The 12,921-nt window shown below is 35.9% G+C and carries 14 protein-coding genes and 1 pseudogene; 7 read left to right on the forward strand and 8 right to left on the reverse strand.

Annotated elements, in window-relative coordinates; genetic code table 11:
• Positions 1-31: 31 nt before the first annotated feature.
• The 6 genes from paaA to SBO79_RS00520 form a co-directional block, all read right to left on the reverse strand.
• Positions 32-991, reverse strand: a complete 960-nt coding sequence (gene paaA, locus SBO79_RS00495) for a 1,2-phenylacetyl-CoA epoxidase subunit PaaA (protein ID WP_318641091.1) — start codon at positions 989-991, stop codon at positions 32-34.
• A 22-nt stretch (positions 992-1,013) separates the two neighbouring features.
• The gene (paaE, locus tag SBO79_RS00500; protein ID WP_318641092.1) at positions 1,014-2,087 is read right to left on the reverse strand and encodes a 1,2-phenylacetyl-CoA epoxidase subunit PaaE; all 1,074 of its coding nucleotides are present in this window, start codon (positions 2,085-2,087) and stop codon (positions 1,014-1,016) included.
• Positions 2,088-2,173: 86 nt separating this feature from the next.
• Positions 2,174-2,746: a TetR/AcrR family transcriptional regulator gene (locus SBO79_RS00505; RefSeq protein ID WP_318641093.1), complete on the reverse strand. Its 573-nt coding sequence runs from the start codon at positions 2,744-2,746 to the stop codon at positions 2,174-2,176.
• A 42-nt stretch (positions 2,747-2,788) separates the two neighbouring features.
• Positions 2,789-3,403: a DUF4230 domain-containing protein gene (locus tag SBO79_RS00510; RefSeq protein ID WP_318641094.1), complete on the reverse strand. Its 615-nt coding sequence runs from the start codon at positions 3,401-3,403 to the stop codon at positions 2,789-2,791.
• A 331-nt stretch (positions 3,404-3,734) separates the two neighbouring features.
• Positions 3,735-3,986 (reverse strand): hypothetical protein, encoded by a 252-nt coding sequence (locus SBO79_RS00515; RefSeq protein ID WP_318641095.1) that lies wholly within the window; start codon positions 3,984-3,986, stop codon positions 3,735-3,737.
• A 61-nt stretch (positions 3,987-4,047) separates the two neighbouring features.
• Positions 4,048-4,239 carry a hypothetical protein gene (locus tag SBO79_RS00520; protein ID WP_318641096.1) on the reverse strand — a complete coding sequence of 64 codons (192 nt, stop codon included), beginning with the start codon at positions 4,237-4,239 and terminating at the stop codon, positions 4,048-4,050.
• A gap of 135 nt (positions 4,240-4,374) precedes the next feature.
• Between SBO79_RS00520 and SBO79_RS00525 the strand changes: the two genes are divergently transcribed.
• From SBO79_RS00525 to SBO79_RS00540, 4 genes and pseudogenes are all read left to right on the forward strand, one after another.
• Complete coding sequence (locus tag SBO79_RS00525) at positions 4,375-5,265, forward strand: helix-turn-helix transcriptional regulator (RefSeq protein WP_318641097.1); 891 nt, start codon at positions 4,375-4,377, stop codon at positions 5,263-5,265.
• A gap of 172 nt (positions 5,266-5,437) precedes the next feature.
• The gene (locus SBO79_RS00530) at positions 5,438-5,611 is read left to right on the forward strand and encodes a hypothetical protein (RefSeq protein WP_318641098.1); all 174 of its coding nucleotides are present in this window, start codon (positions 5,438-5,440) and stop codon (positions 5,609-5,611) included.
• The gene (locus tag SBO79_RS00535) at positions 5,587-6,198 is read left to right on the forward strand and encodes a hypothetical protein (RefSeq protein ID WP_318641099.1); all 612 of its coding nucleotides are present in this window, start codon (positions 5,587-5,589) and stop codon (positions 6,196-6,198) included. The genes SBO79_RS00530 and SBO79_RS00535 overlap by 25 nt, the downstream gene beginning before the upstream one ends.
• A gap of 447 nt (positions 6,199-6,645) precedes the next feature.
• Positions 6,646-7,026 (forward strand): annotated as a pseudogene (locus tag SBO79_RS00540) (putative polyvalent protein kinase domain-containing protein); the annotation flags it as partial.
• A gap of 6 nt (positions 7,027-7,032) precedes the next feature.
• On the opposite strand, the gene SBO79_RS00545 reads toward SBO79_RS00540, so the two are convergent.
• Together SBO79_RS00545 and alaS are read right to left on the reverse strand one after the other, a co-directional pair.
• Positions 7,033-7,983, reverse strand: a complete 951-nt coding sequence (locus tag SBO79_RS00545) for a GSCFA domain-containing protein (RefSeq protein ID WP_318641100.1) — start codon at positions 7,981-7,983, stop codon at positions 7,033-7,035.
• A 27-nt stretch (positions 7,984-8,010) separates the two neighbouring features.
• Positions 8,011-10,638 carry an alanine--tRNA ligase gene (gene alaS / locus SBO79_RS00550; protein WP_318641101.1) on the reverse strand — a complete coding sequence of 876 codons (2,628 nt, stop codon included), beginning with the start codon at positions 10,636-10,638 and terminating at the stop codon, positions 8,011-8,013.
• Positions 10,639-10,977: 339 nt separating this feature from the next.
• Between alaS and SBO79_RS00555 the strand changes: the two genes are divergently transcribed.
• Genes SBO79_RS00555 through SBO79_RS00565 form a run of 3 tightly spaced genes read left to right on the forward strand, consistent with a single transcriptional unit; the run spans position 10,978 to position 12,920 of the window.
• The gene (locus tag SBO79_RS00555; protein WP_318641102.1) at positions 10,978-11,955 is read left to right on the forward strand and encodes a M23 family metallopeptidase; all 978 of its coding nucleotides are present in this window, start codon (positions 10,978-10,980) and stop codon (positions 11,953-11,955) included.
• A complete protein-coding gene (locus tag SBO79_RS00560) occupies positions 11,955-12,287 on the forward strand; it encodes a MerR family transcriptional regulator (RefSeq protein WP_318641103.1) in 333 nt (110 codons plus the stop codon). Before SBO79_RS00555 ends, SBO79_RS00560 begins: the two co-directional genes overlap by 1 nt.
• A gap of 45 nt (positions 12,288-12,332) precedes the next feature.
• Positions 12,333-12,920: a LemA family protein gene (locus SBO79_RS00565; protein WP_318641104.1), complete on the forward strand. Its 588-nt coding sequence runs from the start codon at positions 12,333-12,335 to the stop codon at positions 12,918-12,920.
• Position 12,921: the final 1 nt, after the last annotated feature.

A 12,921-nucleotide genomic window follows, 5' to 3' on the forward strand; every position in this document is an offset into this window, starting at 1 on the left:
GCGGTGCTTCGACCGAAGTGCGGTTGTAAATTTATATTGCTTTTTTTATCTGCTGTTGTTCTTCTTGTTTTTCGGCGTAAGCCATAGCTGCATCACGCACCCATTTACCGTTATTCCAAGCATTCACTCTAGCCGACATTCTTTCTTTGTTGCAAGGTCCGTGACCTTTTACAACTTGCCAAAATTCGTCCCAATCGATTTCACCGAAGTCATATCGTTTAGTTTCTTCATTCCATTTCAGATCTTTATCTGGAATTGTAAGACCGATAAGCTCAGCTTGAGGAACGGTCTGATCGATAAACTGCTGACGTAATTCGTCATTAGTTTTACGTTTCAATTTCCACTTCATCGATTGTTCAGTATGTACAGACTCAGCATCTGTAGGGCCTAACATCATTAATGAAGGCCACCACCATCTGTTTAAAGCATCTTGAGCCATTTCTTTTTGCTCAGGGGTACCTTTTGCAAGAGTCATCATAATCTCAAAACCTTGTCTTTGGTGGAAACTTTCTTCCTTGCAAACACGCACCATCGCACGAGCGTAAGGTCCGTAAGAAGTTGCAGTAAGTGGCACTTGATTGATAATCGCTGCACCATCAACAAGCCATCCAATAGCGCCCATATCTGCCCAAGTTACGGTAGGATAATTGAAGATACTAGAATATTTGGCTGTACCAGAATGCAATTGATCGTATAATTCTTCGCGCGAAATTCCAAGAGTTTCGCAAGCAGAATATAAGTATAATCCGTGACCAGCTTCATCTTGCACTTTGGCCAATAGCGCTACTTTTCTGCGCAATGAAGGAGCACGAGTAATCCAATTTCCTTCTGGCAACATTCCTATAATTTCTGAATGTGCGTGCTGTGAAATCTGACGTATATGTGTCTTTCTATATTTCTCAGGCATCCAGTCTCTAGGCTCAATTTTTTCGTCATTTTCAATTCGTTTATTGAAAATATCTTCTAAATTCTTTATTTCTTTTTCTGACATAGCTATCATTTTTTAAGTTTAATTAAGCTCCAAAGTCCACCACCACTTTCTTCGAAATTGGCACTGCTTGACAGCTTAATATATAATTTTTGGCAACTTCATTTTCATCCAAAGCGTAATTCACTTTCATCTCCACTTCTCCTTCGATCACTTTGCAACGACACGTGCTACAAACTCCACCTTTGCAAGCGAAAGGTAAATCTGCACCTGCGGCTAGTGCACCGTCAAGAATATTATCGAAATCATCATCCATTACAAAATGGAATTCTTTTCCGCCATCAATAATCGTAACCTCTGTACCTTCAACTTTCTTTTCAAGAATTTGCTTGGTTCTTAACTTCTGCTCTTCTGAAAGCCCTGTATTAAATAGTTCGAAACGTACCTTTTCTTTAGACATTCCTGCTTCGAGCATAGCGTCTCTTATTAAGAAAACCATCTCTTCTGGTCCACAAATAAAGCACTCATCAATAGATGGAACGTCAATTATTTTATTTGTAAGAATATCTAATTTTTCTTTTGTAAATCGTCCGTTAAACAACGGAATATTTCTTTTTTCTTTCGTTAAGAAATGGAAAATTTCAAATCTTCCAAAATATCTATTTCTAAGAAGTTCAATTTCCTCTTTAAAGATAATTGACTTCACGCTTCTATTCAAATAAAATAACTGAAATGAACTATTTGGCTCGAGTGCCAGGTGCGTTTTTATAATCGAAAGAATTGGCGTAATTCCACTTCCAGCCGCAAAAGCAATATAATTTTTAGCTTTTTCAGGTTCAATTTCACTAAAAAAGATTCCGTTTGGCGGCATAACCTCCACAATATCACCAACTTTAAGATCGTCATTTACATAAGCAGAAAACAATCCTCCGTTGATTTTTTTGACTCCCACTTGCCACTTATTTTCGGTTGGACTAGAGCAAAGTGAATACGAACGTCTTTGTTCTCCTTCTTCAAAATTCTTTCTGAGAGTAAGGTGTTGACCTTGTTTAAAAGTAAAATCTTGTTTTAATTCTTCTGGAATTTCAAAGGTAACTACAGAACAATCTTTAGTCTCTTTGTAGATATCTGCAACCTTAATGCTATGAAACTTTGCCATTTATATAATCGGTAAATTTTTTAAAATCCAACTAACAACCGTTAGTTAACCATGCAAATTTACGGAAAAGTTGCTAAATATAAAAGTTAAATAATTCCGTTTAGCAAAATTAGAGCAAGATGATCTTGTAAGGTTTTTTTGGTAAAACCATTTTTTCGGCCGTACCACAAATATAAAGTACGCAAAGTAGAAAGCATTGAAAAGATCAAAACTTCGGAATTATGATTTTTTAATTCGCCCGTTTCAATTCCGTTTTTGACAATTATTCGAAATTTCTGCTCGTATTCGTCACGCATTTTCAGGAAATACTTAAGGTCATCTTCCTGCAAATGCATCCAGTCATTATTTAACGAAGCCATCGCATCAGGATTATCGACGGTAATATCGATATGCAGTTGTATAACTTTTTGAAGTTTAAAAACGGTGTTTTCTGAAGAGTCTAAAATTTCAGAGATTGTGTTGGTATAATTTTCAGCAATATTAATAATCATCAGGCGTAAAATCTCCTGTTTACTACTAATATGATTGTACAAACTTGCCGCTTTAATATCAAGTGCTTGCGCGATATCACGAACCGTCACCGCGCTATAGCCTTTCTCCCGAAAAAGCTTGGACGCAATTGCTACAATTTCTGATTTTCGGTCGAGTTTTACTGACATTATTTGTTTCTAAATAGTTTAGAACAGAAAATAAATTTCTTTTTAAAGCTTAATTTTTTCACCAAGATCAATTTCATCCTGAATAGCATTTCCTTCATAGATTAAAGTCCAACCCATTGTTTTGGTCAGGATTAAAATTTTTGAAAGCTCACTTACAAGCCGATTCTTGGCATTTGATTTTAAGGTTGACATTTCCACCTTTTTAGCAAGATTTTTCTTGACAGATTCGTTGATTTTATTATAATCATCTCCGTCAAAAGGATTCAGCCTACTTGTCTGCACATCGTAGAATTTGATATCTGGACTAATTTTTATTTCCGCTTCAGGAATATTTAAAATTGTAATGGTCTTTGCTTCTTCGTCAATTTTATATTCCATTTGACGAAGGTCGAAAGCAACTGTAACATCAGCATTAACAACTACCAAAGCTTTCTTTTCGAAAGTTAAAAGAGTCAACCACTTGCTATCTTTATCTTTATAGGTAAGCACTTCAGAAAAATGTCCTTCGGTAACAATCAGTTTTCCAACACTTACAATCTGCTGCTGAATTAGATTGGTATTATATTCAAGCGAATCGTCGTTATCCTTGAAAGCACAGTATTTAAATGAAAGCAAAACTCCAACGACAACAACTATAATAAGGATTATTCTTTTCATTTGAATTTTTTATAAAAATATAGAAATTATTTTGGATTGTCAAAATTGAAAACGTTTAGAATGGGGGAATTTACTCTAAAACTTCTAGGTGAACGTCGAAACTGCGGTATACACATTTACAAAAATTATCATTCCTGTCAAATTACAACTATATAATCGGAAATAACCCGATTATATAGAGATTTTTTGACATTCTAATTTATCTTCAGAAGATAAACAATCTTTTAATCAACCTCAATTTTAGACAAAAAAAATAGGTAAGCAATGTGTCTAAATTCATCACTTACCTATAACAAAGAACAAAAACAATTAAAAACAACAAGCAAATAAATTACTGTCCAGCGCCTAGTACATTTACTGCGCCGGCTATATAAACTATTGGTTTCCACAAAATGACATAGGCTACAAACGTCAAAATTGAGAAAACTATCCAAAACCAGGCATTGGCGTCATTGACGAAATTTGGAAAAAACTCATATAACAAATAATACAAACCGGCAGGAATTGCTAATAATCCTGCGGCAATCCACAGGGCGACTTTTAGAAAGAATGCAATAATATTTAAAATGATTTCGAATAACATAGGCTTTAGATTTGTGACTTTCGTCAGTTGAGTATATTTTTATTTAGATATTTTAATAGATCTAATCTTGATTAAGGGCCAATATTAAACCAGTGACAAGAAGTGTAAATCCACTTCCTAATATGGCTCCAGTTTTTTTGTCAGTTCCTGTAAATTCTGAAATTGCAACTCCAGCAGCTGCACCAGTGGCTCCGAGTTTTGAAGCGTCTTGCATTGTAACTTCTTTTTTGGTCGAACGTTTTAAGATTTTCATAGTGGCTAGGTTTATAGTTTGAACTGCAATAGTAATCCAGCAAACTGCCAAAAGATGTCAGTGAGAAAATAATTTTTGAATGACACGTTTTGTCAGTTTCAATCTGTAGTTTTGAAAACATCTAAAAAACATAGTATGGCAAATCTTAATATGAATCAATTGCAGCGTATTCATCTATTAATCGAACTTCTGCAACGCAAACCTTATAGTAGTCTAGACGCTATTGTCGATTATTTCGAATCTTACGATTTGCCTTTAAATGAAAGGACCTTTTACAGATTAAATAGAGATTTAAGGACTCGTTTCAAAATTGAAATTACCTTCGATCATTCAAAAGGCGGTTATTTTATTGATGAGGAGAAAAGCATTAATTTAGAATCATTTCTGACGATTGTCAAAACGATGTCGATGTCGGATTATTTATTTTCTAAAGATAATTTGGCCGAAAGTTTGTCTTTTATCTCTTTTGAAAAGAATGAGAATAATGACACCGTTATAAATTTCAAAGAGATTGTAAATGCAATTGAAAAAAAATTCGAAATTCAATTCCAACATTTCAGTTTCTACCATCAAAAAGAATCTCAGTATTCTCTGAAACCTTACGCTTTGAAACAATTCCAAAACCGATGGTATGTAATTGGCGAAACTTCAAAAGGCTATAGAACATTTGGACTTGATCGAATATCAAATATCACACTTGGCACAAAAAAGATCAAGGTTAAAACTGAAGATGCTTTGGAGAAATTCAGCAGCGTGGTAGGTTTAAATTTTTCTGATCACAAGAGAGAGATTGTGCAACTTTCCTTTCCTGCTTCCCAAAAATATTATATTGAATCCTTACCAATTCACCATAGTCAGCGGGTTGTTGCTGATGATGAGCGCTATAATATTGAAATTCTAGTGCATCCCAATTTTGAATTGAAGCAGCAAATATTGAAATATGGTTCCTTAATTAAGGTCATAAAACCAACTTGGCTGGCGGAGGAAATAAAAGCAGAAATAAAAAAGACTTTAGAGCAGTATTGAAAAAAAACAGATAATTTTCAATAATCTATAGTGTACCGAAATCTAAATATCAATTAATGCTGAATCACTAGTATTCAGGAAAGGCAATTTACGATATAAATTTCTGAAAAACAGGAAGTTAATACGAGATACTTTTTTTGTATCTTTGTTAAGCACTTTAAAATTTTATAGTATGAGTAAGTCAGAATATGAAGCTGTAAAAAAACTTCTTCAGCAGAAAAGAAAAGACATCAAAAATAATCAAACAGAAGCTCGTTCTATTTTGGTTAATGCTGGCATATTTACTGAAAAAGGAAACTTGAAAAAAGTTTACAAAGATATATGTACACAACCAAGTCAGGTTTAATCCTGGGATTTCACGGTTGTGATGAGAAGATAGCACACGACCTTGTCTTACAAAATACTATATTTAAACCAAGTGCTAATAAATACGATTGGCTGGGAAAGGGTATGTATTTCTGGGAAAATAATCCGTTAAGAGCCTTGGAATTTATAACTGACCTATGTAACAATCCTCAAAAAGATAAAATAACCATTGTTAAACCGGCGGTAGTTGGAGCAGTTATAGATTTAGGTTATTGTTTAGATTTAACAGATTATTACGGAATTAAAATTTTAAAGGAAGCGTACGAATATTATGAGGACTTAAGTAAAGCTTCAGGTTGGGAAGTTTTACAAAATACCAATCCTAAATCAATATCTGATAATCCCGATAATCTTTGGAGACAATTAGATTGTGCTGTAATTAATCTTCATCATCAATTTAGAGCAGATAATGGGCTACAGCACTTCGATTCTGTTCGCGGAGTTTTCGTAGAAGGAAATGAATTATATCCGTCAGCTGGGTTTAGAGATAAAAACCACATTCAACTTTCAATAATTAATCCTAATTGTATTAAAGGATTTTTCTTACCGAGAGAAAGAGAAGAATAAGAATCCACGCCTAACAACAAATATTTTGTTGATCTTGAAATTCTTTGAAACTTTCCGCGATAATGCAGATCTATAAGCCCGTGGCCATCAACAAAGTGAAAAATGTCCCGCCTAAACCAAAACTTGCAGTTAGCCGTTGCTGACTTTCTCTTCAATTTATCAACATCCTCCTCTGAAACTGATCCAAAAATTTAAAATAAAAAAAATGAGCTACACAATATCCTTTCAGGAACGAGCCAAGTTAGGTTTGGAGGAGCTATCCAAGCAACCGCCTGTTACCTTAACAATGGCGAAGAAGCAAGTGGAACTTTTAAAAAAGAAAAGCATTTCAAAAAATAAGAAGCAGAGAGTTTAGAACATTATATTTCTGATAAAAATCTTTGGGTTGAGAATATCGATTTTTCTCAATACGTTAGTGAAGGTGCAAAACAATAAGTTTTTTTACGAGGCACAGAATCCGTATTAAAATTGAATGACGCAATTTATTACAGCTCTTGGAAAGATTACTTTTACAACTTACTAATCCACCATTTCTTTTTCTCCGACACTGCTTATGAATTAGTAGGGTTTACTAAAGACAACGGTATTTTATATGCAGTTGTTCAACAGAATTACGTTGCGGTTACTTCCATTACCGACTTATCAAAAGTAAAAAAATTTCTAACTCAAAATGGATTTGAAAATAATCGAAATAACGACTATATTAATTCAGAATTGGGAATAATCTTGGAAGACTTGCACGACGAAAATGTGCTTACAAGAAATGAAATTTTATATTTTATTGATACTGTATTTTATTTGACAGATAATTTCTGGATGAGAGATTGAATATCCCTAAAACCTCATCCCAGGCCATTTCCCCCTCAGCACCTCAATCCTCTTCTCCAATCTATCCAAAAACTTTTGATGCGCTTCCGAATCTGCAGAAAAGGAGCGATGCGCCAATCCTTGCTGTATGCGACCAACTTCTTTCATCGTGCTAAGTGTTTCGCTTGAGCAATATCTCTCCAGAAATGACTCCCAAATATATTCTATGGCTAGGTTTGACGGATGCAACATATCATCGGCGTAAAATCTGTAATCTCTGAGTTCGTCCATCATAATTTCGTAGGATGGAAAATATTCAGTCTTTGAAGTTGCGGAATCTAGCAATTGATGCAAGGCTGCAAAAAGATGTGATTTACTGCGTTGGTTTTCAACAATACCATCTTTGATATGACGCACTGGCGAAATCGTGAAAATGATTTGAGCTTCGGGATTATGAGATTGTAATAGTTTTTCAATCGAACTAAGACTCTCAAAAATTTGATCTACAGATAGAATTTCTTTGGTGAAATTTTTCTGTGGAACTTTATGACAATTGGCAACAATTTCGTTGGTCTCGATATTTCTATAAACCCAAGCGGTGCCAAGGGTAATAATTATGTGAGTTGCGGATTTTAAATCTAGCGCCGCTTTTTGAGAATTGGAATTCAGATTCTTTAGCATTTCTTGAAGTCTTGGATTGCTTAAATTTGAATGTGCATCAAAATGATGGTAGCGCTCATTGGCAAAAAACACATCTTCTTCTGAAAAGATTTTTCCTTCTAAGCAGTTCCTCAAAAATTTCTCAATTGCAATTGGATGAAATAAAATTCCGAAAGGATTGCAAGTACTTTGAAATTTGAAATACTCTAGTTTCTGAGCCATATTGACCGCGAAACAAGAGCCTATAGTAAAAATCTTCGACTGATAATCAATCGAAGATTTAGACTTTTCTATATTTATAGTGGTTGAAAACTGCATCTGAAATTAGTTTTCGTATTTTTTAAATTATGCGATGAAATTTGCAACATTGCTGAGCGCTTCTGCAATTCCTGCTGGATTTTTACCTCCCGCTGTTGCGAAAAATGGCTGTCCTCCTCCTCCACCTTGAATGAATTTTCCAAGTTCGCGAACAACTTTGCCGGCGTTAATATCTGACGAGGCAACAAGCTCTTTGGAAACGTAGCAAGTTAGCATCGGTTTTCCTTGGTCTTGAGTAGCAAAAACAATAAAGATATTTGTTCCCAAATTCCCAAGTTCGTACGCTAGATCTTTTGCGGCTGAAGCGTCAAGATCAACTTCTTTAGCAAGATATCTAATTCCATTTTTCTCTTGGAATTCAGCGGCCATTTCTGCTTTTAGACCTTTTACTTTGTCGCGTTGCAATGCTTCTACTTGTTTTTTAAGTTTGGCATTTTCGTCTTGCAACTGCGCCACAGCTTTGATAGTATCTTGTGGATTCTTTAAACTTTCTTTAATCGCCGCCAAAGTGCTTTCTTGATCAGCAAAATAATTCTTCACCGCTTCGCCAGTAATTGCTTCGATACGTCTGATTCCCGCTGCTACTGCTCCTTCACTAATGATTTTGAAATGCCAAATGTCCGAAGTGTTTTTCACGTGGATTCCCCCGCAAAGTTCCATACTGTCGCCAAATTTGATTGCACGAACAGTGTCGCCGTATTTCTCACCAAATAATGCCATCGCTCCTTCTTCTACCGCTTGCGCGAAAGGTACGTTGCGTCTTTCAATTAGCGGAAGTTGCTCTTGAATTTTCAAGTTCACAAAATTCTCTACTTGCTCAATTTCTTCGGTTGAAAGTTTTGCGAAATGCGAAAAGTCAAAACGTAAATAATCTGGACTTACAAGAGATCCTTTCTGCTCAACGTGTGTTCCTAGAAATAGTCTCAATGCTTGGTGCATCAAATGCGTCGCGGTGTGATTTTTTGCTGCTTCGGCACGTAAATTTGTATTGACAAGCGCCATAAATTTTCCTTCTACATTCTCTGGAAGTTCTTTGGCGAAATGCATAATCAAGTTATTCTCTTTCTTAGTGTCAAAGATTTCGATTGCTTGGTTTGGAGTAAATAATGTTCCTTTATCTCCTACTTGCCCTCCACCTTCTGGATAAAAAGGTGTTTTATTTAAAACTATTTGGTATAATGCTCCATCTTTTTTAGAATCGACTTTACGGAATCTTGTAATTTTTACCGCTTGTTGATCAACATCATACCCAACAAATTCTTCAGATTTTGAATCATCTAAAATTGTCCAGTCTGTAGTTGAAATTTCTGAAGCTGAACGAGATCTAGTTTTTTGCTCTTGCATTGCTGCAGCAAATCCTGCTTCGTCAAGATCTAATCCGCGTTCTCTTAAAATAAGTGCAGTTAAATCGATTGGAAATCCGAAAGTATCATATAGTTCGAAAGCCTTGCGACCATCGACCATTTTGTTATCTGATTCTTTAATTACTTTTTCTAATAATTGAAGTCCTTGATCTAATGTTCTAAGGAATGAAGTTTCTTCTTCACGAATTACATTCGCAACCAAATCCTTTTGAGTTCTGATTTCTGGGAAAGAACCACCCATTTGAGTGCTTAGAGTTTCGACTAATTTATAAATAAATGCTTCCTTAGTATTAAGGAATGTAAATCCGTATCTGATGGCACGACGTAAAATACGTCTAATTACATATCCCGCACCACCGTTTCCTGGAAGCTGACCATCTGCAATTGCAAATGCAACCGCACGAACGTGATCTGCAATAACACGAATTGCTATATTAACTTTTTCTTCTTCGTCATCCTTTGCTACGATTGTGTAAGTAGCGCCGGTGATTTTTGTGATTTGATTGATAAGTGGTGTAAAAACATCTGTATCGTAATTTGATTTTACATTTTGCAAAACCATACAAAGACGTTCAAAACCCATTCCTGTATCTACGTGTTGTGCAGGAAGTTTTTCGAGAGAGCCATTTGCTTTTCGGTTGAACTCCATAAATACGTTATTCCAAATTTCCACCACGTGTGGATGATCTGCGTTGACAAGATCTTTTCCTGAAACAATCGCTTTTTCTTCGGCTGAACGAATATCGACGTGGATTTCTGAACACGGACCACAAGGACCTTGCTCACCCATTTCCCAAAAGTTGTCTTTTTTATTTCCTAAAAGGATTCGATCTTCAGAAATTAATTCTTTCCAAATATCCCAAGATTCTTGATCGAAAGGCACATTGTCTTCTTCTGAACCTTCAAAAACGGTTACATAAAGAATGTCTTTGTCAATTTTATAAACTTCGGTAAGAAGTTCCCAAGCCCATTGGATTGCTTCTTTTTTGAAGTAATCTCCAAAAGACCAGTTTCCAAGCATTTCGAACATTGTGTGGTGGTACGTATCGATTCCCACTTCTTCAAGGTCATTGTGCTTTCCTGAAACTCTTAGGCATTTCTGACTATCGGCGATTCTTGCTGCTTTGGGCACGGCATTTCCTAAGAAGTATTCTTTAAACTGCGCCATTCCTGAGTTGTTAAACATCAAGGTTGGATCGTCTTTAAGAACGATAGGTGCAGATGGAACGATAAGGTGTCCTTTGCTTTGAAAGAAATCTAGAAATTGCTTGCGGATATTATCTGAAGTCATTGCGTAAATATGTTTCTGAATAGAATGTTCTAAACTAGTTTTTAATATGTTGTGTGGCGGAGTGCTACTGCCCCGGATGGCAATGGAAAGCTTCGAGGGCCTGAAAGCTATTTTTTTCTGGGCAGGCAGAGCGACCAACGGAAGCTCCTGCCGGCACATTGAAAAAAAAGCTTTCAGGTTGAGAACTTGCAATGGACAGCCGGATCAAGGCACAAAAGCCTATAATAATCTAAAAAAAGACGACTCACGTGAAAACATTTATTAAATTTGTTTTGAACAATTAAAATAAATGGATTTTGAGTCCTATTTTCTGACTGCAAAAATAGGATATTTTAAAATATGAAAAAGGTAAAATATTATTATGATTCGGAAACCTTAGCCTATCAGAAAATTAAGGCTAAAAAGCGAACGAAAATAGGATATGCAGCCTTATTTTTGGTGGCATCTGCATTATTTGGAGGTTTGGGATTTGTATTAGTGCTAAATACGCCATTTTTTGAAACGCCAAAAGATCGATTACTAACGAGGGAGATAGAAAATTTGCGTTTGAATTATGCTGTTTTGAATGAAAATTTGAATCAGATGAGTAATGTGATGGAACATCTCGAAGATCGGGATAATAATGTTTATCGAACTTACTTTAATTCGGCGCCTATTCCAGACGAACAGCGAAAAGCGGGTTTTGGAGGTATAAATAGGTATAAAAAATTGGAAGGCTACAATAACTCGGAGCTTGTAATAAATACTAGCAAGCGCGTGGATGTGCTGCAAAAACAGCTTGCGATTCAATCAAAATCTTTGGATGAGGTTATAAAACTGGCCAAAGAGAAAGCGAAGTTATTAACGGCAATTCCAGCGATTCAGCCGGTGAAGAATGAAAATTTAAAGCGAATTGCTTCGGGTTATGGCTATAGGACTGATCCATTTACGAAGGCTCGAAAATTTCACGAGGGAATGGATTTTTCTGCTAAGACGGGAACCCCTATCTTTGCCACCGGCGATGCTGTTGTGGCAAGAGCGGATAATAATGCGAGTGGATACGGGAATCATATAGTGCTGAAGCACGGTTTTGGATATGAGACGCTGTATGGGCATTTGAGCAAATATAATGTGCGCGCTGGACAAAAGGTAAAACGAGGCGACATCATAGGTTTTGTTGGCAGTACAGGTCGAAGTGAAGGGCCGCACTTGCATTATGAAGTTCATAAAAATGGCCAAGTTGTAAATCCTTTAAACTATTATTACGGAAATATTTCGGCGGAAGAATATATAGCGATTTCCAAAGCGGCAAATCAAGAAAATCAATCTTTAGACTGATGCAAAAAGAGTTACAACCCGGAAAAAGATATTATAGCATAGGCGAAGTTTCGGAGGCATTTGATGTCAACGCATCTCTGATTCGGTTTTGGTGTAAAGAGTTTGATATTCTTAAACCAAAAACGAATGCCAAAGGCAATAGGATGTTTGCCCCGGAGGATATCACCAATTTAAAATTGATTTACCATCTTGTAAAAGAGCGTGGATTTACACTTGAAGGCGCAAGATTACATTTAAAACAAGGGCAGAAGAAAACTTTGGATAAATTTGAAATTATTGCCAAACTTCAGTCGGTGCGCGATCAACTGACGAAAATTAAAAATGAATTATAACAACCAATAAATAAATACCTTAACAAACTTAAAAAAACTAAAACGATGAGAAAATTTTTGCCTTGGATTATAGTAGGAGGAATAATAGTGATTCTATTTTTCTGGATGAAAGGAGTAAACAACACTGCGGTGACATTAAACCAAAACATTGAAGAATCTTGGGGAAATGTGCAAACATCTTACCAACGACGTAATGACCTGATCGGAAATCTTGTAAACACTGTAAAAGGTGCTGCAGATTTTGAAAAATCAACTTTGACGGCGGTAATTGAAGCACGTGCAAAAGCGACTCAAGTAACTGTAGATCCTACAAATATTACGCCTGAGCAATTGGCAGCGTTTAACTCTGCGCAGAGTGGAGTTTCGTCTTCACTATCTAGATTATTGGTAAGCGTTGAGCGTTACCCTGAACTGAAAGCGAATGCGAACTTCCTGAAATTGCAAGACGAATTGGCTAGTACAGAAAACCAGATTCTTACTGCTAGAACACGATTTAATGAGGCTGTGAAACCTTATAACAATCATATCAAGACATTCCCAAACAGCCTGTTTGCAGGGATATTCGGATTCCAAGAAAAAGCATATTTCAATGCTGTTGAAGGAGCTGAAAGACCAGTTGAAGTTCAATTCTAAA

Source organism: Flavobacterium ardleyense (genome assembly GCF_033547075.1).
Lineage (GTDB): Bacteria > Bacteroidota > Bacteroidia > Flavobacteriales > Flavobacteriaceae > Flavobacterium > Flavobacterium ardleyense_A.

Bases quoted from the DNA above. Each gene is read 5' to 3' on its own strand.
- SBO79_RS00525 (WP_318641097.1), top strand. From the start codon at position 4,375: ATGGCAAATCTTAATATGAATCAATTGCAGCGTATTCATCTATTAATC.
- alaS (WP_318641101.1), bottom strand. From the start codon at position 10,638: ATGACTTCAGATAATATCCGCAAGCAATTTCTAGATTTCTTTCAAAGC.
- paaE (WP_318641092.1), bottom strand. From the start codon at position 2,087: ATGGCAAAGTTTCATAGCATTAAGGTTGCAGATATCTACAAAGAGACT.
- SBO79_RS00545 (WP_318641100.1), bottom strand. From the start codon at position 7,983: ATGCAGTTTTCAACCACTATAAATATAGAAAAGTCTAAATCTTCGATT.
- SBO79_RS00510 (WP_318641094.1), bottom strand. From the start codon at position 3,403: ATGAAAAGAATAATCCTTATTATAGTTGTTGTCGTTGGAGTTTTGCTT.
- paaA (WP_318641091.1), bottom strand. From the start codon at position 991: ATGTCAGAAAAAGAAATAAAGAATTTAGAAGATATTTTCAATAAACGA.
- SBO79_RS00560 (WP_318641103.1), top strand. From the start codon at position 11,955: ATGCAAAAAGAGTTACAACCCGGAAAAAGATATTATAGCATAGGCGAA.
- SBO79_RS00515 (WP_318641095.1), bottom strand. From the start codon at position 3,986: ATGTTATTCGAAATCATTTTAAATATTATTGCATTCTTTCTAAAAGTC.
- SBO79_RS00535 (WP_318641099.1), top strand. From the start codon at position 5,587: ATGTACACAACCAAGTCAGGTTTAATCCTGGGATTTCACGGTTGTGAT.
- SBO79_RS00565 (WP_318641104.1), top strand. From the start codon at position 12,333: ATGAGAAAATTTTTGCCTTGGATTATAGTAGGAGGAATAATAGTGATT.
- SBO79_RS00520 (WP_318641096.1), bottom strand. From the start codon at position 4,239: ATGAAAATCTTAAAACGTTCGACCAAAAAAGAAGTTACAATGCAAGAC.
- SBO79_RS00530 (WP_318641098.1), top strand. From the start codon at position 5,438: ATGAGTAAGTCAGAATATGAAGCTGTAAAAAAACTTCTTCAGCAGAAA.
- SBO79_RS00555 (WP_318641102.1), top strand. From the start codon at position 10,978: ATGAAAAAGGTAAAATATTATTATGATTCGGAAACCTTAGCCTATCAG.
- SBO79_RS00505 (WP_318641093.1), bottom strand. From the start codon at position 2,746: ATGTCAGTAAAACTCGACCGAAAATCAGAAATTGTAGCAATTGCGTCC.